At 69.9% G+C, this 20670-nt stretch carries 20 protein-coding genes; 13 read left to right on the top strand and 7 right to left on the bottom strand.

Annotation, left to right across the window (positions count from 1 at the left end; all coding sequences use genetic code 11):
- Window positions 1-40 precede the first annotated feature (40 nt).
- Together RKE50_RS00490 and RKE50_RS00485 are read left to right on the top strand one after the other, a co-directional pair.
- Window positions 41-469, top strand: coding sequence for an Lrp/AsnC family transcriptional regulator (locus RKE50_RS00490; RefSeq protein ID WP_350033483.1), 429 nt, complete (start codon window positions 41-43; stop codon window positions 467-469).
- An 80-nt stretch (window positions 470-549) separates the two neighbouring features.
- A complete protein-coding gene (locus tag RKE50_RS00485; RefSeq protein WP_350033481.1) occupies window positions 550-2265 on the top strand; it encodes a gamma-glutamyltransferase family protein in 1716 nt (571 codons plus the stop codon).
- A gap of 13 nt (window positions 2266-2278) precedes the next feature.
- On the opposite strand, the gene RKE50_RS00480 is transcribed toward RKE50_RS00485, so the two are convergent.
- Window positions 2279-2809: a hypothetical protein gene (locus RKE50_RS00480; RefSeq protein ID WP_350033479.1), complete on the bottom strand. Its 531-nt coding sequence runs from the start codon at window positions 2807-2809 to the stop codon at window positions 2279-2281.
- 167 nt (window positions 2810-2976) lie between these two features.
- Between RKE50_RS00480 and RKE50_RS00475 the strand changes: the two genes are divergently transcribed.
- Genes RKE50_RS00475 through RKE50_RS00455 form a run of 5 tightly spaced genes read left to right on the top strand, consistent with a single transcriptional unit; the run spans window position 2977 to window position 6644 of the window.
- Window positions 2977-3492 (top strand): glycine zipper 2TM domain-containing protein, encoded by a 516-nt coding sequence (locus tag RKE50_RS00475; protein ID WP_350033477.1) that lies wholly within the window; start codon window positions 2977-2979, stop codon window positions 3490-3492.
- A gap of 40 nt (window positions 3493-3532) precedes the next feature.
- Entirely contained in the window at window positions 3533-3907 is a 375-nt protein-coding gene (locus RKE50_RS00470; RefSeq protein ID WP_350033475.1) for a hypothetical protein, read from the top strand.
- 3 nt (window positions 3908-3910) lie between these two features.
- On the top strand, window positions 3911-4594 hold the full coding sequence (locus RKE50_RS00465; protein WP_350033473.1) for a response regulator: 684 nt from the start codon (window positions 3911-3913) through the stop codon (window positions 4592-4594).
- Window positions 4591-5937 carry an ATP-binding protein gene (locus tag RKE50_RS00460; RefSeq protein ID WP_350033471.1) on the top strand — a complete coding sequence of 449 codons (1347 nt, stop codon included), beginning with the start codon at window positions 4591-4593 and terminating at the stop codon, window positions 5935-5937. Before RKE50_RS00465 ends, RKE50_RS00460 begins: the two co-directional genes overlap by 4 nt.
- Before the next feature lie 47 nt (window positions 5938-5984).
- The gene (locus tag RKE50_RS00455) at window positions 5985-6644 is read left to right on the top strand and encodes a tetratricopeptide repeat protein (protein ID WP_350033470.1); all 660 of its coding nucleotides are present in this window, start codon (window positions 5985-5987) and stop codon (window positions 6642-6644) included.
- Here the strand turns inward: RKE50_RS00455 and RKE50_RS00450 are convergent.
- From RKE50_RS00450 to RKE50_RS00440, 3 genes are read right to left on the bottom strand one after another with little or no spacing between them, the layout of a single operon-like run.
- Window positions 6624-8252, bottom strand: coding sequence for a GGDEF domain-containing protein (locus RKE50_RS00450; protein WP_350033469.1), 1629 nt, complete (start codon window positions 8250-8252; stop codon window positions 6624-6626). The genes RKE50_RS00455 and RKE50_RS00450 overlap by 21 nt on opposite strands.
- A 32-nt stretch (window positions 8253-8284) precedes the next feature.
- On the bottom strand, window positions 8285-8878 hold the full coding sequence (locus RKE50_RS00445; RefSeq protein WP_350033468.1) for a nucleotidyltransferase family protein: 594 nt from the start codon (window positions 8876-8878) through the stop codon (window positions 8285-8287).
- A 24-nt stretch (window positions 8879-8902) separates the two neighbouring features.
- Complete coding sequence (locus RKE50_RS00440) at window positions 8903-9817, bottom strand: ChaN family lipoprotein (RefSeq protein WP_350033466.1); 915 nt, start codon at window positions 9815-9817, stop codon at window positions 8903-8905.
- 174 nt (window positions 9818-9991) lie between these two features.
- On the opposite strand from RKE50_RS00440, the gene RKE50_RS00435 reads away from it, so the two are divergent.
- The 6 genes from RKE50_RS00435 (at window position 9992) to RKE50_RS00410 (ending at window position 17645) form a co-directional block, all read left to right on the top strand.
- On the top strand, window positions 9992-11194 hold the full coding sequence (locus RKE50_RS00435; protein WP_350033464.1) for a hypothetical protein: 1203 nt from the start codon (window positions 9992-9994) through the stop codon (window positions 11192-11194).
- Window positions 11191-12069 carry an alpha/beta hydrolase gene (locus RKE50_RS00430; RefSeq protein WP_350033462.1) on the top strand — a complete coding sequence of 293 codons (879 nt, stop codon included), beginning with the start codon at window positions 11191-11193 and terminating at the stop codon, window positions 12067-12069. Before RKE50_RS00435 ends, RKE50_RS00430 begins: the two co-directional genes overlap by 4 nt.
- Window positions 12056-13249: an HlyD family secretion protein gene (locus tag RKE50_RS00425; protein ID WP_350033460.1), complete on the top strand. Its 1194-nt coding sequence runs from the start codon at window positions 12056-12058 to the stop codon at window positions 13247-13249. Before RKE50_RS00430 ends, RKE50_RS00425 begins: the two co-directional genes overlap by 14 nt.
- A complete protein-coding gene (locus RKE50_RS00420) occupies window positions 13246-15078 on the top strand; it encodes a 7TM domain-containing protein (RefSeq protein WP_350033459.1) in 1833 nt (610 codons plus the stop codon). Before RKE50_RS00425 ends, RKE50_RS00420 begins: the two co-directional genes overlap by 4 nt.
- The gene (locus tag RKE50_RS00415; RefSeq protein ID WP_350033457.1) at window positions 15075-15743 is read left to right on the top strand and encodes an aspartyl/asparaginyl beta-hydroxylase domain-containing protein; all 669 of its coding nucleotides are present in this window, start codon (window positions 15075-15077) and stop codon (window positions 15741-15743) included. The genes RKE50_RS00420 and RKE50_RS00415 overlap by 4 nt, the downstream gene beginning before the upstream one ends.
- Window positions 15744-16037: 294 nt before the next feature.
- The gene (locus RKE50_RS00410) at window positions 16038-17645 is read left to right on the top strand and encodes a SulP family inorganic anion transporter (RefSeq protein WP_350033456.1); all 1608 of its coding nucleotides are present in this window, start codon (window positions 16038-16040) and stop codon (window positions 17643-17645) included.
- An 18-nt stretch (window positions 17646-17663) separates the two neighbouring features.
- Here the strand turns inward: RKE50_RS00410 and RKE50_RS00405 are convergent, their stop codons facing one another.
- Genes RKE50_RS00405 through RKE50_RS00395 form a run of 3 tightly spaced genes read right to left on the bottom strand, consistent with a single transcriptional unit; the run spans window position 17664 to window position 20622 of the window.
- Window positions 17664-18293, bottom strand: coding sequence for a phosphoribosyltransferase (locus RKE50_RS00405; protein ID WP_350033455.1), 630 nt, complete (start codon window positions 18291-18293; stop codon window positions 17664-17666).
- A gap of 15 nt (window positions 18294-18308) precedes the next feature.
- Window positions 18309-19607, bottom strand: coding sequence for an NCS2 family permease (locus RKE50_RS00400; protein ID WP_350033453.1), 1299 nt, complete (start codon window positions 19605-19607; stop codon window positions 18309-18311).
- A 1-nt stretch (window position 19608) separates the two neighbouring features.
- On the bottom strand, window positions 19609-20622 hold the full coding sequence (locus RKE50_RS00395) for an adenosine deaminase (RefSeq protein ID WP_350033451.1): 1014 nt from the start codon (window positions 20620-20622) through the stop codon (window positions 19609-19611).
- Between the last annotated feature and the right edge of the window lie 48 nt (window positions 20623-20670).

The following is a 20670-nucleotide window of genomic DNA, read 5'->3' as shown; positions in this document are numbered from 1 at the left end:
TGTCCTTCAGTTTGACGTTTCGTCAGCCTATTATGACGGAATGTCAGATTCGCTGGATGAACGTATCATCGCCGCCCTGCGCGAGGACGCCCGCCTGAGCTCCACGGCCCTCGCGCGCCGCCTCGGCGTGTCCCGGGCGACGGTGCACAACCGCATGGCCCGCCTCGAGCGCGAGGGGGTTATCACCGGCTACACGGTGACCCTCGGCGAGGCCTACCGTGCCGGGCAGGTCGCGGCGCACGTGCTGGTGGAGGTGGAGCAGCGGCTCACCGCCCAGGTGACCGGGCAGCTCGGCCGCATCAGCGAGGTGCAGGCGCTCTACGCCATCAGCGGCGATTTCGACCTCATCGTGGTGCTCTCCGCCCCTAGCACGGGCGCTCTCAGCCAGCTCCTCGATCGCATCAGCGAACTGCGCGGGGTGCTGCGCACCAAGTCGTCCGTGATCCTCGAAACGAAGCTGCAGCGCTGAGGTCAGTGTCGCAGCACGCGCCCCTGCGCTAGCTCCTTCCATCCGGTACCATGCGCCCCACAGCAGAGCGGAAAGCCACGATGTCACGACTGAAAATCCTGTTGCTGGTCGCAGTAGCCACGGCCTTGCAGCTGCGCGCTGCGACGGCCGATGAGAGCTGGCCCCACGGCGCCATGGCGGCGGTCGCCAACCCCTACGCCACGGACGCCGCCATCGCGATGCTCGAGCGCGGCGGCCACGCGGTGGATGCGGCGATCGCGGCGCACGCCGTGCTCGGGCTGGTGGAGCCGCAGAGCTCCGGCCTCGGCGGTGGCGGCTTCATGCTGGTCTATGACCGCGCGCCGGACCGTATCGTCTTCCACGACGGCCGCGAGACCGCACCCGCCGGCGCCCGGGTCGACATGTTCATGCGCGACGGCGAGGTCATGGGTTTCCTCGATGCCTGGCAGTCCGGTCTCGCGGTGGGGGTGCCGGGCGTGGTGGCCATGTACAGGCAGGCGCACGACCGCCACGGCAAGCTGCCCTGGGCCGACCTGTTCCAGCCGGCGATCCGCCTGGCGGAGGCGGGCTTCGAGGTGTCGCCGCGGCTCGCCGGGCTGCTCGAGCGCATGAAGCAGTACACGCGCCTCGACGAGAACCCGGAGACGGCGGCCTATTTCTATCCGGATGGCGAGGCGCTGCAGGCGGGCGATCGCCGCGCGAACCCCGAGTATGCGAAGACGCTGAAAGCATTGGCCGATGAGGGCATCCACGCGTTCTATGGCGGTCACGTCGCCGCCGAGATCGTTGCCGCGGTGGCCCGGGAGCCCGACCCCGGTACGCTGAGCCTCGGCGATATCGCGGCCTATCGCCCCGTGGAGCGCGACGCGGTCTGCGGGCCCTGGCGTTCCCTGCGCATCTGCAGCGCGACGCCGCCGAGTTCCGGGGCCATGGAGATTCTCGTCGCCAGCCTCTACGACGCGCTGCTGCCCGAGGACGCCGATCGAGAAGAGCGCATCGCCAGCTTCGTCGACGCGCAGCGCCTCGCCTACGCCGACCGGGACCACTACTTCGGCGACCCGGATGCGATGACGCTGTCGCTGCGCCACCTGCTCGACCCGCGCTACATCGAAGCGCGCGCCGGTGACCGGGCGGCGCCGGACGCCGAGGCGGTGCACGGCGACCCCGACGCGGTGCTGCTGGGCCTGCCGCGGGCGGCGCGCCACGGCGCGGATACCACGCAGGAGATTGCCGGTACCACGCACCTGTCGATCGTCGACGGGGAGGGCAACGCCGTCTCCTTCACGGCGACGGTGGAAGCGCCCTTCGGCAGTGCCCGCTGGGCCGCCGGGTTCCTCCTCAACAACGAGATGACGGATTTCGCCCGCGAGGTCCCGGACAGCGGGCCGCACCCGGCCAACGCCGTGGGCCCCGGGAAGCGGCCGCGCTCGTCCATGTCGCCGACGCTGGTCTTCGACGACGCCAGTGGTGAACTGGCCATGGTCACCGGTTCGCCCGGGGGCAATTCCATCCCGGCCTACGTGGCCAAGAGCCTGCTCGGCGTCTTCGACTGGGGGCTCTCCGTCGACGAGGCCGTGGCGTTCCCGAACATCATCGCCCGCGGCCGCTCCGTGCGGGTAGAGGTCGGCACGGATGCCGGCGATACGCTCGCCGACGCGCTGGCAGAGCGGGGCTACCCGGTGCAGGAGCGCGAGGGGGAGAACTCCGGGCTGCACGTCATCCGGGTCACGGCGCAGGGCCTCGTCGGTGCGGCGGACCCGCGGCGCGAGGGCACCGTGCGCAGCGTCGCGCCCTGAGTCGCGCGGCCGGCTAGCGCCGGCACTCGCTCGCCGGCAGCTCGATGCGCCGCTCGTAGCCGTCCGCTCCGCGCTCGAGGCGGTAGCAGCCGGTGACTAACCGCGAGGGCTGCCTGTCGCGGTAGCGCACGCAGTCGCGGCAGTCGTCGCCGTCGAGCAGTGAGCCGGTAATGGCCGAGCCGATGATGGCCCCGCCGATCACGCCCGGCCCCCAGTGCCAGCGATCCCGGTATCCGTAGCGCGGGTACCAGGGATGCCGCGGGGCCGTATACCAGCCGCCGTACCAACGGTGGCGCGGCGCGCCGCGGTACCACTGCCAGCGCCGGTAGTCCCGCCAGTGATCGCGGCGCCAGTGGTTCGACCGCCAGCCCCGGTGTCGCCGGTCGTCGCGGTCCCAGCGTCCGTAATGGCCCCGGTGGGCCCTGTCATCCCAACGGTGATCCCGACGGTCATCCCAGCGCTCATCGCGGTCCGCCAGCGCGGGACCCGGTGCAGCGGCGACCAGCGCCGCTGCCAGGGCAAGGGTGGTGATGCTGCGTACCATGGGTTGCCTCCTTCACTCGCGTACACCGGTACAGTGCACGGTCCCATGCTGCCCGCCCCTCCCTGAACCCAGCCTGAACAAAGCCGCTGAATTTCCGTGCGCCGTTCAGCGTCCGTTCAGCATCGCGGTCGCATCATGGCAGGCAGGTTGAACAGGAGGATGCATCCGTGAAAAAGACTCTGCTTGCCCTTGCTCTCAGCGCCCCGGCTCTTGCCCTGGGGCAGACCCACAGCACGGTCATCGACGCGCCGGTGGTGTCCGTGCAGCCGCTGGTCGAGGTGGTCTCTGAGCGCATTCCGCACGAGACCTGCCGCGCCGAGCGCGTGCGCGTGGTCGAGCGCGGCCACAGCCGCTCGGCGACGCCGGCCATCCTCGGCGCGGTGCTCGGCGGGACGCTCGGCGGCGCCATCGGCGATGACACCGGCCACCAGGGCGTCATCGCCGGGGCGGGCGCGGTGCTCGGCGCGTCGGTCGGGAACGACATCGGCCGGCGCCAGCAGCGCGACGACGGCTACTACGTCACGGAGGATGTGTGCACCGTCGAGTACGAACTTCGGGAACGGGAGCGTGTCAGCGGCTATCGCGTCAGCTACCGCTATGGCGATACCATTTATGAGACGCGCACGGCCCGGGATCCCGGTGCCACCATCCCGGTCCGTGTGGAGCTGAAACCGCTGCCCTGAGCCCCCGGGCTCCGGGGCGGCCTGCCGCTGGACCGTACCCATGCCTGCTCGCTGGCTCTGCCTGCCACTGCTCGTCTTCGCCCTGTTTGCGGGCAGCGCCGGCACCCGTGCCGATGACAACGGGCTCGAGGCCTGGCAGGAGCGCATCCTGCGCGCGCTCGAGCGCGACCGCGACGCGCGCGACGGGGACCGCGATGAGAATCGGGACGGGAAGCGCTACGACAGCCGCGAGCGTCCGCCGCGAGAGTCGCTCGTGGCGCCGGGCGGCGGCGATAGCGGCGCGCGCGCTGCGGCGGCGGAAGCACAGCGTCGCTACGGCGGCCGCGCGCTCGCGGTCGGCCGCTCCCGCGACGGCTACCGGGTCCGGCTCCTCGGCGAGGACGGCCGCGTGACCACCGTGACCATCGAGGACTGAGCGGTGCGGCTGCTCATCGTCGAGGACGATGCCCGGTTGCGCGAACGCCTCGCGGGCCACTTCCGCGCCGCGGGTTTCGTCGTCGACGAGGCGCCGGACGGCCGCGAGGCCGCGTGGCTGGCGAGCGAGTATCCCTGCGACATCGCCATCGTCGACCTCGGCCTGCCCGATGTGGCCGGCATGGACCTGGTCCGCGGCTGGCGGGAAGCCGGGCGCGCCATGCCCATCCTCATTCTCACGGCCCGCGCCGACTGGCAGGACAAGGTCGGTGGGCTCGAGGCAGGTGCCGACGACTACGTGACCAAGCCGTTCTACCTGGAGGAGGTGGAGGCGCGGGTGCGTGCGCTGCTCCGACGCGTGGAGGGCCGGCGCTCGAGCGTGGCGGACTACGGACCGCTGCGCATCGATTTCAGCGCGCGCCGGGTGTGCCGCGGCGACGAGGAACTGACCCTCACGGCCTACGAGTACAACACTCTCGCCTACCTCGCGCACCGGGCCGGCGAGGTCATCTCGCGCAGCGAGCTCCTCGATCACCTCTACGACCACGACCATGACCGCGACGGCAACGTGATCGAGCAGTTCATCGCCCGCCTGCGGCGCAAGCTCGACCCGGAGGGCAGCCTCACCCCGATCGAGACCGTGCGCGGCGCCGGCTACCGTTTCACCCTGGAGCGGGCGAGCGCATGAGTCGCCGCCCCCTGTCCCTCGCGGCACGGTTGTTCCTTGCCTCGGCGCTGCTCCTGCCGCTGGCCCTGGGGCTCACCGGCTGGTCCCTCGAGCGCGCGCACCGGCTGGCCCTGGACGCGGCCGCCGGCGAACGGCTGCAGCTGCAGGTGCTGGCGCTGCTGGCGCAGGCCGACTTCGACGGGGACCTGTCGCTGTCGCTGCCGCTGGTGCCGCTGGAGCCACGGCTCGCGCAACCGAATTCCGGCCTCTACGCGCTGGTCACGGCCGGCAGCGGCGAACCGCTCTGGCTGTCGCCTTCGGCGGCGCTGCTGCCGCAGCCGCTGGCCGCGCTCACCGCTGGCATCCCCGCCCTGGGCCCGGGGCAGCGGCATCGCTCGCAGCGCGACGGGCTTTTGCGCCATGCCTACCAGGTGCTCTGGGAAATGGAAGGTGGCGCCGCCGTTCCGCTGCGCTTCATCGTCGCCGAGAGCACCGCGCCCCGCGATGCGGATATCGCTGCCTTCCGCCGCAGCCTCTGGCTCTGGCTGGGTGCGACGACCCTGGTGCTGCTGGCGGTGCAGGGGCTGATCCTCGCCTGGGGTCTGCGCCCGCTCGGGCGGCTGGCGGGGGATATCGCCCGCATCGAGGCCGGGGAGGCCGTGCGCCTCGACGGGCCCTGGCCGCGGGAGGTGCGCCCGGTAACCGAGAACCTGCAGCTGCTGCTCAGCGGGGAGCAGCAGCGACGGGAGCGCATGCGCAACACGCTGGCTGACCTGGCCCACAGCCTGAAGACACCGCTTGCGGTGCTGCGCAACGCGGAGCCGAGGGATGCCGCCTATCCGCAGCTCCTCAATGAGCAGCTGGAGCGCATGGAACAGGTGATCGGCTGGCACCTGCAGCGCGCCGCGGGCGGCAGCAGCCGCCTGCTGCAGCGCGTGCCGGTGGCGCCGGTGCTGGAGCGGCTGCGCACGACGCTGCTCAAGGTCTACGCCGACCGGCAGCTGACCCTGGAGACGCACTGCCCCGCGGAGGCGCGTTTCCGCGGTGACGAACGCGACCTCATGGAGCTGCTGGGCAACGTGCTCGACAACGCTTGCAAGTACGCGGAGAGCCGGGTGCGGGCCAGGGTTGCCGGCGGCAACGGCGGCGAGGGCCTGGTGCTCACGGTGGAGGACGACGGCGCCGGCATCTCGCCGGAACTGCGCGACCTGCTGCTGCACCGCGGCGCCCGGGCGGATACGCGGCGGGAGGGCCAGGGCATTGGCCTTGCCGTCGTGCTGGAGATCGTCAACGCGCAGCGGGGCGAGCTCGCGCTCGAGGACAGCGAGCTCGGTGGAGCGCGGGTGCTTGTGCGCCTGCCGTGACCGCTCCGCTACACTGGCCGCGTCCTGCAGCTGAAGGAACAGTGCTCTTGAAAGGATCGACTGAAGGCCGCTGGCTGGCAGCGCTGCTGCTGGCGGTGCTGGCGTCCGGCGCGGCTGCGGAGGACTACGCGGCCGGCGAGGCGGCCTGGCAGCGGGGCGAGCATGCGGCGGCGCTTGCGCAGTGGCTGCCGCTCGCCGAGGCGGGACAGGCCCGCGCGCAGTTCGCCGTGGGCCTCGCCCACGAGCGGGGACAGGGCGTCGCTCGCGACGCGGCGACGGCGGCGCGCTGGTATCGCCGCGCCGCCGCGCAGGGGCTGGCCGACGCCGAGTACAACCTCGCGCTGCTCTACCTCGACGGCCGCGGCGTGGAGCAGGACCTCGAGGAGACGGTGCGCCTGTTTCGCGCCGCGGCGGAGCGCGGGCATCTTCCCGCGCAGGTGAACCTGGCCTACTCCTACGAGCAGGGCAGCGGCGTCGAAAAGGACCTGCCGGTTGCCGCCGCCTGGTATGCACGCGCTGCCATGGCGGGGAACCGCGAAGCGTGGCGCCGCTTTACCGACCTGCGCGAGGCCGGCGTGCGCCCGGCGGTGCTGCCGGCGCTGCCCGCCACCGCGCCGGAAGCACCCGCGAACGGCTGCGAGGACGGCGAGACCGGCTGCTCGAACGATCGCCAGCCCAGGGAAACCTCAGATCACCTCGTGCAGTGAGCCCCGGGGTTCAGTCGCGAGCTGCACGCGGTTGCGCCCGGCTTCCTTCGCCGCGTAGAGCGCCTTGTCGGCGCTGTCGAGGAGGGGCTGCCAGTGGTTCCCGGCTTTCGGCTGGCAGTCGGCGACGCCGATGCTGATGGTGACCCGGTCGGCGACCGACGAGTGCTCGTGCACGAGCTGGCGTGCGGCGACGGCGGCGCGCAGGTCCTCCATGAAGCCGTAAGCCGCCTTCGCCCGGGTCAGCGGCATGACCACGGCGAACTCCTCGCCGCCGTAGCGGGCCACCAGGTCCGTGCCGCGGCGCAGGTGCTTGGCCAGGGCCTGGGACACGGCGCGCAGGCACTTGTCGCCTTCGCCGTGGCCGTAGTTGTCGTTGTAGGGCTTGAAGAAGTCGATGTCGATGAGAGCCACGGCCAGCGGTTCGCCGAGACGCGCACACATGTGCCAGCTTTCGTTGAGCTTGCGTTCCAGGGCCCGCCGGTTGGGCAGGCCGGTCAGCGCATCGAGTTCCGCCAGCTGCTCCAGCTTGCGGTTGGCCTCGGCGAGTTCCCGCGTGCGTTCGTCGACGGTGGCCTGCAGGCGCTGCTCCTGGGCCTCCATCCACGCCTTGCGCAGCGCGTGGGTGAGCATCTGCCGGTAGAGCAGCAGCATCATCAGTGCGCCCGTGCCGAGGAGGATGCGCTTGCTGGGCTCGTCCTTCAGCAGCACCTCGAAGAACAGGGCGCTGAGTACGGCGGCCATCATGGCCACGCTCACCGGGGACAGGTCGATCTGGTTCTTCTCCCGCGCTGCCGGTGTCGGGTGCAGGCGCGCCGCCCGCGCATAGCGCAGACCGGCGGCGAGCATGCCGATAGCGGCGAAGCTGTAGAGCAGCTCCGCCACGAGGAGCAAGGTATCGCTGCGCTGCAGGAAGAGATGGGTGCCGAAAGCGGTATCGGCGAGGAACAGGAGCAGCACCGAAGTGGCCAACAGGCGGAAGGCCAGGCGGTTGGGGCCGAGGCGCGAAATCGGGAACTTCAGCAGCAGCGCCGAGAGCAGCGAGGCGTCGAGCACCGGGTAGCCGATTTCCACGAGAGTAGTGAGGATCGCCGGCGCTTGTTCCGCGTTGCGCCCCGGCAGCAGGACGAACTCCCACACCAGAAGGGCGAAGGCGCCGAGGGCGATGAGCAGGTCCGTCAGCAGCATGCGCTGGGAAGTGAAGACCGCGCCGTGCGTCGGCAGCCACAGAATAGCCAGGCAGATGAGGGCGTAGCTGACCAGGTTCAGGAGGTCGGCCCAGGGCGCCCCCGGCGCCCGGTAGAAGTCCATGTCGTACTGGAACAGCAGGCTGGACCAGGCGCCGAGCGCGAGGGCGCCGCAGAGGAGCGCCAGCGACGGCAGCGTCGGCGAGTTGCGCCCGCGGACGGCCGCGTAGGCGAGTACTGCCGCGGCGAGGGCCTTGAGCAGCACGTGGGACCAGGGAGTGGGGAAAAACGGTGCGAAGGCACTGCCGAAAAGCGCGCTGTGCAGCGCCGCGGTGTTCAGCGACTGCCAGGCGATGATGGCGGCTATCAGGCCGAAGCGCCAACGCGACAGCGGCGGGTTGGCATCCGGCGGGAACAGCGGCACGCGGCATCCCTCTTCGCAGTTCGCGCTTTAGTTTAGCTCCGCTGCGGCCCGTGGTATAGCGGCGGGCGTTGCAGGTCCGCCGGGCGGTCCACATCGCGCAGAATGCCCGGGTCGTCGACAGGCAGTTCTCGCACTACCGCCGAGTGTTGCAGCAGCAGGTCTCGCGCACCGCGGTCGCCATCGAGCGCGCCCAGCTCGGGCAGGAAGCGGGCCCCGAAGGCCACCGGGTGGCCCCGGCGCCCGCCGTGGCAGGGAATGCAGATCGCTGACGGCCCGGCCGCCCGCGCCACCGCGGCGATGCTCTCCGGACGCAGCCAGGGCATATCGCCCAGGGCGACCAGTACCGCGTCCCAGGCCGGCAGTTGCCGCACGGCGTCGGCGAGGGTCGCGCCCATGCCGCGGGGCGCGGCGGCACAGCGGATCGTTTCGATGGCCCGTGCGCGCAGCGCCCGCGCCAGGGCGCTGTCGTCGGGGCCTAGGGCTACCCGGAGTGGGAGGCCGGTCTGCTCGATGGCGGCGATGCTGCGGTCCAGGAGCAGCTCGCCGTCCGGTAGGCGCGCACGTCGCTTGTCGCTGCCGAAGCGGGTACCGCGGCCGGCCGCGAGCAGCAGGACGCCGACTTTCAATGCCCGCCTTTCAATGTTGGCCGTTCAATGTTCGCCGATGCCCGCGCAGGGGTCGGGGCGTTCTGCTGCATCGGTCACGGCGACGAAGTCGGCGAAGCCGGGCTGCGCTTCCGGGTAGTCGGCGGGGAAGGTCGCGTCCGGGCGCTCCTCGATGAAGACGACCACCGCGATGCGGGCGTCGGGCACCAGGCGCGCGAGGAAACGCGGGACGGCACGGTCCCGACGCGCGTGGCCTGCACCCAGCACCAGTACGCCGCGCTCACCGGCGCTGACCTGGCGCCAGGCCATGTGCGCGTCCCGCGCGACCTGTACCGTCGCCATGGCGGGCAGCATCTCGGCGGGCAGCTTGCCGCAGTGGGCATCGGCCAGTTCCTGTTCCAGGGTCTCCTGTGCCTGTGCATCGAGCAGGCTCTCCGGCGCCAGGGTGGTGAGCGCGTCCGGGGGTAGTACCGCGCTGAAGCCCGAATCCGCAACGGCAAAGGCTTCGCGCCGGGGGAAGGAGAGGGGGACGAGGGCGTAGCCGCTGTCCAGCGCGGCGGCGAACACCGGTGCATAGAGCGCCCAGGGCGGCCAGCCGGCGTCTGCCCAGGCCACGCTGGCGGGCAGCGCCGCGAGCGGGTCGTCACTGGCGAGCGCCGCCTCGAGCCCCGCGGCCTGCGCGCTGTCCAACTGCTCGAAACCTACCGCGACCTCCTCGCCGGGGAAGCGCCTCAGCAGGTCCGCCTGTCCGAGGTGGTGCGCCGGGTTGTCGTGGATTTCGCCGAGGAGGAGATAGTCGGCCCCGGCCACGGCTTCGGCCACGCGCCCGACGCTCAGCCACGTTCCCGTCGCGGTGGACCAGTAGCGTGTCGGTGCATACGGCTCGCGAGCCGCTATCCCGCTGCTGGCCACCAGGCACAGGATGCTGGGAAACAGCAACTGGTACGGCATTCGTAACATGGGTCACTCCGCAGGCTGTCGGAGCCTCCATTGTAATGAGCCCGGCGGGCCCTTGCGTGCACGTCCGCCTGTCATTGCGATGATTTGGGAAAAAAATCCTAATTCACTTGACCGATTCCTTGATTGGGATTATTTTCCCATTCAGTGCCAGCCAAAAACCCGAGGAGAGACAGCATGACCAACATCGAGCACCTGGCAGCCTGGCAGGCGGCCCTTGCGGAAAGCAGCGAAGCAGCGGTGGCCGCGGCGACGCGCGCGCTGATGGAGAACGTGGAGGACGCCGGTGCAGGGGGTGGCGAACGGCGTGATGCGCACCTGAAGCCGCTGCCCGTAGCGGTCAACGCGCATCGCAGCTGGGCCTACACCACGCGTCGGGTGGATCGCGCTGCCGCCGCCGCGCTGCTCTGTGGCACGGTTCGGCCCCGCGTCGGTGACCTGGTGCTGGCCCGCGTCGAACGGCTGGGCCACCACTGCAACCTGCAGCTGGTCGATGGACGCCGTCGTCGCCTGTTCCCGGGCGACGAGGTCATCGTCGCCTACGGCAACCGCTATGCCTGTGAGCAGTTCGAGGCGGAAGTACCGGCCGGCCTCGCCGCCTGTCACCTGGTTGCAGGCGGCGGTATCGCGGCCCGCGCCCTGTCCTGGCACGACCGGATCAACAAGGGGCCGACGGCGATCAAGCCCCTCGGACTGCTGGCTGACGCCGAGGGGCGGCCGTTGAATCTTGCCGACTTTGCGGTCGCGGCGCCGAAGTCGCCGCCTCAGCGGCCGTGTGTGCTCGCTGTGCTCGGTACGGCGATGGATGCCGGCAAGACCCAGACCGCGGCGCATCTCGTGCGCGGCCTGCGTGCGGCGGGGCGGCGGACGGGCTATATCAAGATCACCGGGACCGGGGCCGGTGGCGACACCTGGCTGCTCGAGGATGCGGGTGCCGACCGGGTACTCGACTTCACCGATGCCGGCCTGCCGACAACCTACCTTCAGCCCCTCGAGAAGATCGAGGCGGCCATGGAGCGGCTGCTCGCGGTCATGGGCGCCGACGGTATCGACACGGTGGTCATGGAAGTGGCCGACGGTGTGTACCAGCGGGAAACGTCCCGGCTGATCCGCTCGCCGCGCTTTGCCGCCTCAGTCGCTGGCATCGTGCTTGCCGCCCGCGACGCGATGGGCGCCAGCGCCGGTGTGGCTGCCCTCGCCGGGCAGCCGGTGCCCGTGCTTGCCCTCTCGGGGCTGCTGTCTGCGTCTCCCCTGCAGCGCCGGGAGGCCCTGGAAGCGACCGGCCTCGACAGCTTCAGTCGCGAAGAACTCGCAACGGCGACCATTGCCGAGCGGCTCGCCTCGGCGTTTCTTGAGGAGACCGCGGAGCTCGCATCATGAAACAGTCGCAGCCAGGGAACTCTCTGAGAGCACACCGTTCTCCCGGCGTGCCCGGGATCGCCTACTACAGTTACCGGCCGCCCGGTTGTGCTGCCGCCGCCACGCCGCTCGTGTTCGTGCACGGCTACAACCGGCAGGTCGAGGAGCAGGCCAGCGCCCTGCGTGGGCTCTGTGACCGCCTGGGTTGCCCGCTTGTCGCGCCCTATTTCAGCAGCGAGCGTCACCCGCGTTACCAGCGCCTCGGCCGCGGTGCGGACGGGCTCCGCGCGGACCGCTTCCTCGATGCCTGCCTCGATGACTTCAGCGGCGCACGAGCGGCGCCGTTCTACCTCGCGGGGTTTTCCGGCGGTGCACAGTTCGCCCATCGCTATGCCATGGCGCACCCACGGCGGGTACGCCACCTGGTCGCCGTGGCCGCCGGTTGGTACACGTTCCCCAGTGACAGCGTCGCTTTCCCCCGGGGCCTTCGTACCGCGCACAGCCTGCGCGGCTATAGCCTGAATCCCGAACAGTTCCTCCAGGTGCCGATGACGGTAATCGTCGGCGCCGAGGACACGGGCACGCGCAACCTGCGCCAGTCGCCGGAGCTGGATGCGAGCCAGGGCAGGACCCGCGTCGAACGCGCCCGCAACTGGGTGGCACACCTGCGTCTCGCGGCGCGCCAGCACCACCAGACCTCACGGGTCTCCTACCTGGAGGTGCCGGCTGTCGGCCACGACTTTTCCGAGTTCCTCGAGCGCGGCCGGCTGCTGGTGCTTATCGAGGCTGCGCTGCTGGACAGCGGAGCGGGGGAGGCGGGCGAAACGGTGGCGACGGCGTCGGGGCCCCTGGTCTGCGGGATACAACCGGGGGAGGCCTGTCATGCTGGCGCGTAAGCTCGAGGTCGAGCGCGGCAGGGAGGTCCCGGTCGAGCCCGACGGCCTGGTGCTTCGCGAAGGTGAGCCGGCGCGGGAAACGCTTCCGCACCGGCGCCGCTGGCGCCCGGGCGCAGGTTCCCTGGTAGCGCTCGTACTGCTGGCCGCCGCGCTCGTGCCGGCGTTCCTCTGGCTGCAGCATCAGGCGGGCTTCGTAACTTCCCGAAATGCGATGGTGCGCGCGCACCTTTCCGAACCCGGCGCCCGCATCGCAGGGCTGGTCACGGCAGTACACGTCGATGCCGGGGACACGGTGCAGAAGGGCGATACGCTGGTGGAGCTGGAGGATCGCCACCTTCGCGCGGAAGTGGCGCGCGCGCGCTCCGAGCATGCGGCGCTGGAGGCCCGCCTCGAGGTGGAGCGGACCGCCATCGAGCTTGACCGGGAGCGGCTGCGGATGCAGGTGGCCGGGGCGGAAGCGGAGCTCCGCCGGGTGACGGCGGCGTTGGCAGCCGCGGAGAGCAGGGCCGAGGATGCCAATGCTTTTCACGATACCCGGCAATCCCTGCTGCCCGGGCGCGCGATCTCGAAGGAAGCGGTGCGGGACGCGGCGGCCAAGGCGCGGACCGCTGCGGCTCTTGCCCGGGCCGCGGTTGCCGAGCAGGAAGCGGCGGAGAACGCCCTTGCCGAGGCGCGGCACGCGCAGCGCGAGCTCGAACTGCGCGAAAAGCAGCTGCACGTGCTCGCAGCGCAGCGCGACACCGCTGCCGCGGAGTTGGCCCGGGCCGAGGCCGATCTCGAGGCCACCGTCATCCGCGCGCCGGCTGACGGCGCCATCATCCGGCGCCTGGTGCAGCCCGGTATGGCCATGGACGTCGGCACGCCGGCCCTCAGCATGTGGTTCAGCGACCGAAGCTGGGTCGAAGCGTGGATCGGCGAGGCTGATCTCGCCGATATCGCACCGGGCAGCGCGGTGCGGGTTTCCTCCCCGGCGTTGCGCGGCCAGGCAGTCACCGGCGTGGTTGCCACCGTCGGCCTCGCCACCGATTTCGAGATGCCCCTCGACTACCTGCCCAAACCCCGCGGCGAGCGCCTGCAGCAGGCGCCACTGGTCGGTGTCGCCATTGTCCTCGATGAACTGCCGGACGTGCTGCGTCCGGGTATTTCCATGGTCGTCGACATCGAGCGGGTGAAGCCATGAGCGTTGCCTTGACGCCGGCGCCCACCGGTCGCGGGCAATGGTTCGCCGGGCGCCTGCGTGCGCAGCGGCCGCGCAACGGCCTGCGACCGCACGCGCTGGCGTTGCTGGTGGTGGCGGCGGTACTGCCGCTGTCGGCGATGGCGCTGCGCATCCTGGCGCTGTCGGGTTCGGCAGGGCCCGCGGCAACCGCTCTCGGTGCCTGGCTCAACGACCATCTCACGCTGCACTGGGTGCCCGCCGTCGACCGGGACACGGTGCTGCATATCGTGATGCTGCCGCTGGCGGCGCTGCTGGTCGCGCTGACCCGTCTCAGCCTCGGCGTGCGGGTGCTCGGCTTTCGCGCCATTCTCATCGCCATCGGCATGCAGGAGATCGGCGTTCTGCCCAGCCTGCTTCTCATCGCCATCATTGCCCTGACCGTCGTGCTGGTGCGGCCGTTCATGCGCGCATCCGGCATGCCGCTCTATGCCCGCGTGGCGACCATCCTCACGATCGTGGCGGCGACGATGGTCACGGGCCTGCTTTTCGGGGCCCATGTCGATTCGAGCATGCTGACCAGCTTCGCGTTCTTCCCGGTCGTCATCCTCGCCATGCTCGCCGAGAGTATTGCGGATACCGTCGCGCGTGAAAGTACCGCGATGGCCGCCTGGCGCACCAGTGCCACGATTCTCCTCGCCATGGCCATCGCGGCGCTGGCATCGGTACCCGCGCTGCGCGAGCTGACTCTCGCCTGCCCGGAGCTCATCGTGACGCAGCTGGCCCTCACCGTGCTCGTGTCCGAGTTCATGGACTGGCGCCTGCTCGAGGACTTTCGGCCCGGTGCGGCGGCCGTGGAGGCGGAGGAGGGACTTTCCGTTGCGGTAGTGCGCAACCGCTGGAACAAGGCGGTACTGGCTCACGACGGCAGCGAGCCTCCCAGGCGCTACCGGCTCGACTCGGTACAGCCGCTGGTCGACGCCCTGCGCAGCGCCGGTCACCGCGTCGCTGTCATCGAGGCGGATGCACGGCTCTACCAGCGTCTGCGCAGCTTCTTCGGGACCCGGCCGCCGGATCGTGCGCGGGTGATCAACTGCGCGGGCGGTGTGCAGGGGACAGGCCGCCTGTGCCAGGTACCCGCGTACTGCGAGATGATCGGTGTGCCCTACAGCGGCCCGGACCCGCTGGCCATGGCGTCCCTCAGTGATCGACTGCAGTTGTTCGCTCTGCTCGAACGTCACGGTCTCTCGGCGCCTGCCGTGGTCGATATGACCAGTGCAGACCAGTATCAGCTGGCGCCCCTGCTTGTTCACCACCGTTTCCAGGGAGACCGCGAACCGCTCCACGCGGCGACCGAGGCAGCGCTGGAGCGCGCGCGTAAACAGGTGCTTGCCGACGGCGATACGCCCCTCTTCACCCGGCAGCCCGGCGGACGTCGCCTGCACGCCGTTGTGCTTGCGGGCGAGCAGTCGGCTGTCGCTCCGCGAGTGCTGCCGCTTCTCGAGCGTCGCTCCCGCCGTGGCGGGCACCGCCCGGCCGGAGGCCTGGCGCCGGTGCAGCGTGACGCCGCGGAAGACGCGGCCGCCAGGGCCTTTGCCATTCTTCGCTGCCGGGATTTCGCGCGCGTCGACCTGGCGGTTACCGAGGAAGGCGAGGTCACGATCGAGGCTGTGCGCGCCGTGGACCTGTTCACACCGCGGGGTGCGCTGGCTGTTGCGGCGGCGGCGGCCGGGATCGAGTACGCAACGCTGGTGCAGTCCCTGCTCCGCCCCCGCGGAGGCAACCCTCAACCAATACCCCTAGCTGCGCTATCAGCGCTACAACCGGAAACAAGTGCAGGAGGCCTGTCATGAATAGTTTCAAACTGATCCGCACCGGCGTAGCCGTACGCCCGCTGCTCGATGAGCTTGCGGCCGTCACCGATGCGTGGCAGCAGCAAACCGGTCGCCAGGAGAAGGTGCGCGTTCAGCGTGAGGCGCTTGCCATTCCCCTGCGCGGCCTGCGCAAGTCCCGCTGCCATGGGCGCGCGCGGCGTGACGTCCAGGAAAGCCGGTGGACTACGGGCTCCACGCGCTTTCCCGGGCTGTGTACGCTGATCTCCAAGGTGGCGGAGGAACTCGAGTGCGAACCGGGCCGGGCAAAGGTGGTCTGCCTGCCGGCCGGACGACGTGTCTACCCTCACATCGATCGCGGCGAGTACTACCGCCTGCACGAGCGTCACCACCTTGTACTTCGCTCTTCCCTCGGCTCCTGGCTGCGCGCTGGCGACGAAGAGGTCCGCATGCGCGAGGGCGAACTGTGGTGGTTCGACAACCGGGCCGTGCACGAGGCGTTCAATGACGGCGCCGAGGACCGCATTCACCTCATCTTCGATCTGCTGCCGCGGGCGCGGCTTGCGCTGGCGCGGGAACAGCTACACGAGGCGCGTCATCGAGAGGAGGGGATGACCTTGCCGCTGCGCGCGGCGTGGGGTGCTGCTCAGCAGGGCGCCGAAGTCCCGCGCAACCATGCGGGCTAGTGGGCTCGCGCTCAGGGTTAGTGCAGCCCAGAGCTGATGGTACTGGCGAGGTCGCCCATGTTGTCGGGGAGCGCTTCCGGCGTCCGCCACCGCGGTCGCGACGGCTAGCAGCAGGCTGAAGGCAGCAAAGCGCTGGCAGCGCGCCATGGCAGGAGGCCTGTCTGTTATCATGAGACTATTCTAGTGGCCACGCCCGCTCGCCGGTATGACCCGGCAACCGCCGCCTTCACACAGCCCGACCGGGTGTGGCCCGACTTCGTCACCGGCCCCAGGGCCCGGCCAGGAAAGGGGCCCATGCAAGCACGCCTCGGTCAGCTTCGCGGAGATCTCTTCGGCGGTATCACCGCCGGTGTCGTGGCGCTGCCCCTGGCGCTGGCCTTCGGCGTCGCCTCCGGTGCGGGGCCGGTGGCGGGCCTCTACGGGGCGATTATCGTCGGGTTCTTTGCGTCCCTGTTCGGTGGCACGCCGACTAATATCTCCGGCCCCACCGGCCCCATGGTCGTGGTCTTTGCGGGCCTCTTTGCCGGCTTCCCCGACCGGCCGGATCTCGTCTTCGCCGCTGTCCTGCTTGCCGGAATTATCCAGGTCCTGTTCGGCGTCTTCCGCTTTGGCCAGTACATCCAGCTCGTACCCTACCCGGTAGTCTCGGGTTTCATGAGCGGTATCGGTATCATCATCATTCTGCTCCAGCTCGGTCGCCTCCTCGGCGCAGAGCCGCCGGGGGACGTACTCGGCGCGCTGCTCGTACTGCCCGTTGCCCTGGGCGAACTCAACCTGCCCGCGCTCGTGGTCGGCGCCGTGACGCTGCTGGTGGGCTATGCCTGGCCGGCGCGGCTCAGCGCCTACTTCCCCGGTGCTCTCGCCGCGCTCTTCGCGGGCACGGCCGTGAGCCTGTTCTACCCCGGCGCGCCGGTGCTCGGCGACATCCCCTCGGCGCTGCCTGCACTGCAGCTGCCCGGCTTCGAGCGCTCGTCCGCGCTGCCCGTGGTCCAGGCCGCGTTCGTCCTCGCGGTGCTCGGAGCCATCGACAGCCTGCTGACGTCGCTGGTTGCCGACAACATGACCCGCGGCAAGCACGACCCGGACCGTGAACTGATCGGCCAGGGCATCGGCAACGGCCTGGCGGGATTGTTCGGGAGTCTCCCTGGCGCGGGCGCCACGATGCGCACGGTCGTGAATATCCGTGCCGGCGGTGCGAGCCGGATCTCGGGCATGGTGCATGCGGTGCTGCTGCTGGTTATCGTCCTCGCTCTCGGCCCGCTCGCGGCGAAGATTCCCCATGCAGCGCTGGCCGGTATCCTCAGCAAGGTCGGTACCGACATCATCGACTGGAGCTACCTGCGTCTCGCCCACCGCGGTCCGCGGCTGGAGCTGTTCCTGATGCTGATCGTGCTCCTGCTGACGGTCTTCGTCGACCTGATTACCGCGGTTGGTGTAGGCGTCGTGGTGGCCGCCCTGGCCTTTGTGCGCCAGGTTGCCGCACTCCAGCTCGAGCGCGTCGCCAACCACCCGCAGCGGGAATTGCTGCCGCGCGAGCAGGAACTGATCGAGGAGGCCGGGAACCGGGTGAATGTGTTCGACTTCGGCGGGCCGCTGAGCTTCGGCGCTGCCGCCAACCTCGGTCACGAGGTCCGCACCCATGCACACGATGATGCATTCGTGCTGATCCTCGACTTCTCGCGGGTCCCGTTCCTGGACGTGTCTTCGGCCCGGGCGATAGCGGACATCGTCGCCGACGCAAAGCGCGCAGGACGCCAGGTCTATGTGGCGGCCATGCGGGAAGAGCTGCACAAGGTATTGTCGGGGCTGGAAGCGGACCGCGACCTGGACCCGGAGCGGATCTACCCCGATCGCGTGGTCGCCCTGGAGGCGGCGCTGGAACAGATCCGCCGCGTCAGCTGAGCCCGGGGGCGCGTGTGCTCAGGGCTCGTGGAGTCCGGGGCTGATAGTGCTGGCGAGGTCGCCCTTGTTGGCGAGAATCTCCTCCGGCGTCAGGCCGACGAGCTCGTGGGGGAAGACCAGCCAGGCGTCCGTCTCGTGCACGTAGTAGTCCGGTGTGATGTCGGTGACGTTCTTGGCCGGCTTGTACCAGGGCGTGGCGACGCGCATGGTCTCGGGCATGTTGCGCCGGGCCCTGGCGCGGAGCTTGTCGAAGATGGCGCGGATGCTGCGGCCCGAGTCGAAGACGTCGTCCACGAGCAATACCTGGTGCTCGGCGTTGACGTTGTCGATGATGTAGTCGAGGCCGTGCACGCGCACCGTCTTGTCCTGCTTGTTGATGCCGTAGTAGGACGAGGTGCGGATGGCGATGTGGTCGGTGTGGATGCCGACGTACTCCAGGTACTCCTGGATCGCGATGCCCACCGGCGCGCCGCCGCGCCAGACGCCGATGATGAAGTCCGGGCGGAAGCCGCTGTCATAGATCTGCTGGGCAAGCCGGAAGGAATCCACCAGCAGGTCGTTGGCGGAGATGTAGACCTTGTCATCCGCGACCTTGTCGCTGGTGTCTGTCTGCTTAGTGACTGTCTCGTTAGTGACTGTATCGTCCATGAAACTGTCGCCGCCCTAGCCGAGGAAGGCGAACTTTAGCATGAAGATCGCCGCCACCACATAGACCGCCGCCGGGCACTCGCGGCCGTGGCCGGAGACGAGCTTGATGGCCGCATAGGTGATGAAACCCAGGCCGATGCCGTCGGCGATAGAGTAGGACAGGGGCACCGCCAGCGCCGTCACCACGGCCGGCGTGGCTTCCGTCACGTTGGCCCAGTCGAGGTCCTCGAGCGCCCGCGCCATGATGCAGGCGACGAACAGCAGTGCCGCGCCGGTAGCGAAGGCGGGGATGCTCTGCGCCAGCGGTGCGATGAAGAGGCAGAGCAGGAACAGGCCCGCGGTCGTCACGGAGGCTAGGCCCGTGCGCCCGCCGGCCTCGACACCGGCAGCGCTCTCGATGTAGCTGGTGGTGGAGGAGGTCCCGAGCAGTGCGCCGATGGCGGTGGCGCTGGAGTCGGCGAGCAGGGCCCGGCGCAGCCGTGGCAGGTGGCCGTTCTCGTCGAGCATGCCGGCACGGTTGGCGACACCCACGAGCGTCCCGGCGGTGTCGAAGACATCCACCAGCAGCAGCGTGAGCACCACCGTCACCATGGACAGGTCGAAAGCGCCGGCGAGATCCAGCGACAGGAAGGTCGTCAGCGAGGGCGGCGCGGAGACGACACCCTGGAACTCGGCGGCCCCGGTCGCCCAGCCCAGTACCGTGACCAGCAGCATGCCGATGACCACGGCGCCGGTGATCCGGCGAGCGGACAGCGCCGCGATGACCACGAAGCCCACCAGCAGCAGCGTCGCCGGCAGGGCGGCGAGGTCGCCGAGGGACACCAGCGTCGCCGGGTCGCGGACGATGATGTCACTGCCGGTCAGCGCGATGATGCCGAGGAACAGGCCGATCCCCGCCGAGATGCCGAGCTTCAGGGAACGGGGGATGGCATTGATGAGCCACTCCCGCACCGGCAGCACGGACAGGACGATGAAGATGATGCCGGAAATGAGCACGGCGCCGAGGGCGGTCTGCCAGGCGTAGCCCATGCCGAGGACGATGCCGTAGGTGAAGAAGGCGTTCTGGCCCATGCCCGGGGCCTGCGCCACCGGGTAGTTGGCATAGAGGCCCATGACCGCCGTGCCGATGGCCGCGGCCAGGCAGGTGGCGACGAACACGGCACCGAAGTCCATGCCTGCCTCGGAGAGGATCGCCGGGTTGACCACGGTGATGTAGGCCATGGCGAGGAAGGTCGTGACGCCCGCCATGACTTCGCGGCGGACGCTGCTGCCCTGCGCCTCGATGCCGAAGCGCGTCTCGAGAAGCCCGGCCATGTCAGTGCGCGACCGCGCTGCGCGAGGCGGCGTCCACCCGGGCGAGATAATCGGTCTTGCGGGACTCCGTGAGCCAGCTCACGGTGAAGGCGTTGCGCACGAGCTGCAGGATTTCCGCCTCTGTAAAGGCCACCTCGTCCACCAGTGCCTCGAAGTTCTCGTTGAGGTAGGCGCGGAAATAGGCCGGGTCATCGGAGTTGATCGTCGCGCGCATGCCCCTGGCGAGCATCTGCCGGATCTCGTCGCCGGTGAGGTTCTGCACGACGAAGCGGTTGGACACGGGGCAGATCGTGAGGCCGAGGCCGCGCTCGACGATGGCCTCGCACAGCGCGGGATCTTCCAGCGCGTTGATGCCGTGGTCGATGCGGTCGACGGCGATGAGGTCCAGGCACTCGCGGATGTGGTCGAGGATGTCTTTCTGGTTCACGTCGCAGTGCATGGTCAGCTTGAGGCCGAGCGCCCGGGCGCGGGCGAACACCTCGGCAAACTTCGACGGCGGGTTGTCCTTCTCGTCCGAGTCGAGGCCGACGCCGATGATGCGGTCGAGGAAGGGTTCCGCGGCGGCCAGCGTCTCCGCGGCGGATTCGGCGCTCATGTCGCGCAGGAAGCACAGGATGAGGTTGCTCTCGACCCCGAGCTTTTCCGCGGCATCCTGCTGCGCGCGGCTGATGCCGTTGATCACCGTCTCGAAGGGCACGCCGCGTACCGTGTGCGCCTGCGGGTCGAAGAAAGGTTCGACGTAGACGACGTGCTGCGCGGCCGCGCGCTGGAAGTAGTGCCAGGCGAGCTCGTAGAAGTCCTCTTCTTCCCGCAGCACGTCCATGGCGGCGTAGTAGATCTTCAGGAAGGAGGGCAGGTCGTGGAAGTCATAGGCCGCGACCACGTCCTCGGGCCGCTCGTACTCGAGCGCGATAGCGTTGCGCTGGGCGAGGGCAAAGATGTGCTCCGGTTCCAGCGTGCCCTCGAGGTGGACGTGCAGCTCGGCCTTGGGCAGGGCCTGGATGAAGTCTCTCATGACGGTGTCTCCGCGGTTGGCAGGATGGGTCTGGGGCGCTGGCCGGGG

Source organism: Pseudohaliea sp. (genome assembly GCF_040217025.1).
GTDB lineage: Bacteria > Pseudomonadota > Gammaproteobacteria > Pseudomonadales > Halieaceae > Pseudohaliea.
The sequence above is the reverse complement of the archived record's forward strand: the minus strand, read 5'-3'. Positions and strand labels throughout refer to the sequence as shown.

What these genes read in the sequence shown, in the direction of transcription:
- RKE50_RS00490 (WP_350033483.1), top strand. Translation starts at nt 41, where the DNA reads ATGTCAGATTCGCTGGATGAACGTATCATCGCCGCCCTGCGCGAGGAC.
- RKE50_RS00485 (WP_350033481.1), top strand. Translation starts at nt 550, where the DNA reads ATGTCACGACTGAAAATCCTGTTGCTGGTCGCAGTAGCCACGGCCTTG.
- RKE50_RS00480 (WP_350033479.1), bottom strand. Translation starts at nt 2,809, where the DNA reads ATGGTACGCAGCATCACCACCCTTGCCCTGGCAGCGGCGCTGGTCGCC.
- RKE50_RS00470 (WP_350033475.1), top strand. Translation starts at nt 3,533, where the DNA reads ATGCCTGCTCGCTGGCTCTGCCTGCCACTGCTCGTCTTCGCCCTGTTT.
- RKE50_RS00460 (WP_350033471.1), top strand. Translation starts at nt 4,591, where the DNA reads ATGAGTCGCCGCCCCCTGTCCCTCGCGGCACGGTTGTTCCTTGCCTCG.
- RKE50_RS00440 (WP_350033466.1), bottom strand. Translation starts at nt 9,817, where the DNA reads ATGTTACGAATGCCGTACCAGTTGCTGTTTCCCAGCATCCTGTGCCTG.
- RKE50_RS00435 (WP_350033464.1), top strand. Translation starts at nt 9,992, where the DNA reads ATGACCAACATCGAGCACCTGGCAGCCTGGCAGGCGGCCCTTGCGGAA.
- RKE50_RS00430 (WP_350033462.1), top strand. Translation starts at nt 11,191, where the DNA reads ATGAAACAGTCGCAGCCAGGGAACTCTCTGAGAGCACACCGTTCTCCC.
- RKE50_RS00425 (WP_350033460.1), top strand. Translation starts at nt 12,056, where the DNA reads ATGCTGGCGCGTAAGCTCGAGGTCGAGCGCGGCAGGGAGGTCCCGGTC.
- RKE50_RS00420 (WP_350033459.1), top strand. Translation starts at nt 13,246, where the DNA reads ATGAGCGTTGCCTTGACGCCGGCGCCCACCGGTCGCGGGCAATGGTTC.
- RKE50_RS00415 (WP_350033457.1), top strand. Translation starts at nt 15,075, where the DNA reads ATGAATAGTTTCAAACTGATCCGCACCGGCGTAGCCGTACGCCCGCTG.
- RKE50_RS00410 (WP_350033456.1), top strand. Translation starts at nt 16,038, where the DNA reads ATGCAAGCACGCCTCGGTCAGCTTCGCGGAGATCTCTTCGGCGGTATC.
- RKE50_RS00405 (WP_350033455.1), bottom strand. Translation starts at nt 18,293, where the DNA reads ATGGACGATACAGTCACTAACGAGACAGTCACTAAGCAGACAGACACC.
- RKE50_RS00400 (WP_350033453.1), bottom strand. Translation starts at nt 19,607, where the DNA reads ATGGCCGGGCTTCTCGAGACGCGCTTCGGCATCGAGGCGCAGGGCAGC.
- RKE50_RS00395 (WP_350033451.1), bottom strand. Translation starts at nt 20,622, where the DNA reads ATGAGAGACTTCATCCAGGCCCTGCCCAAGGCCGAGCTGCACGTCCAC.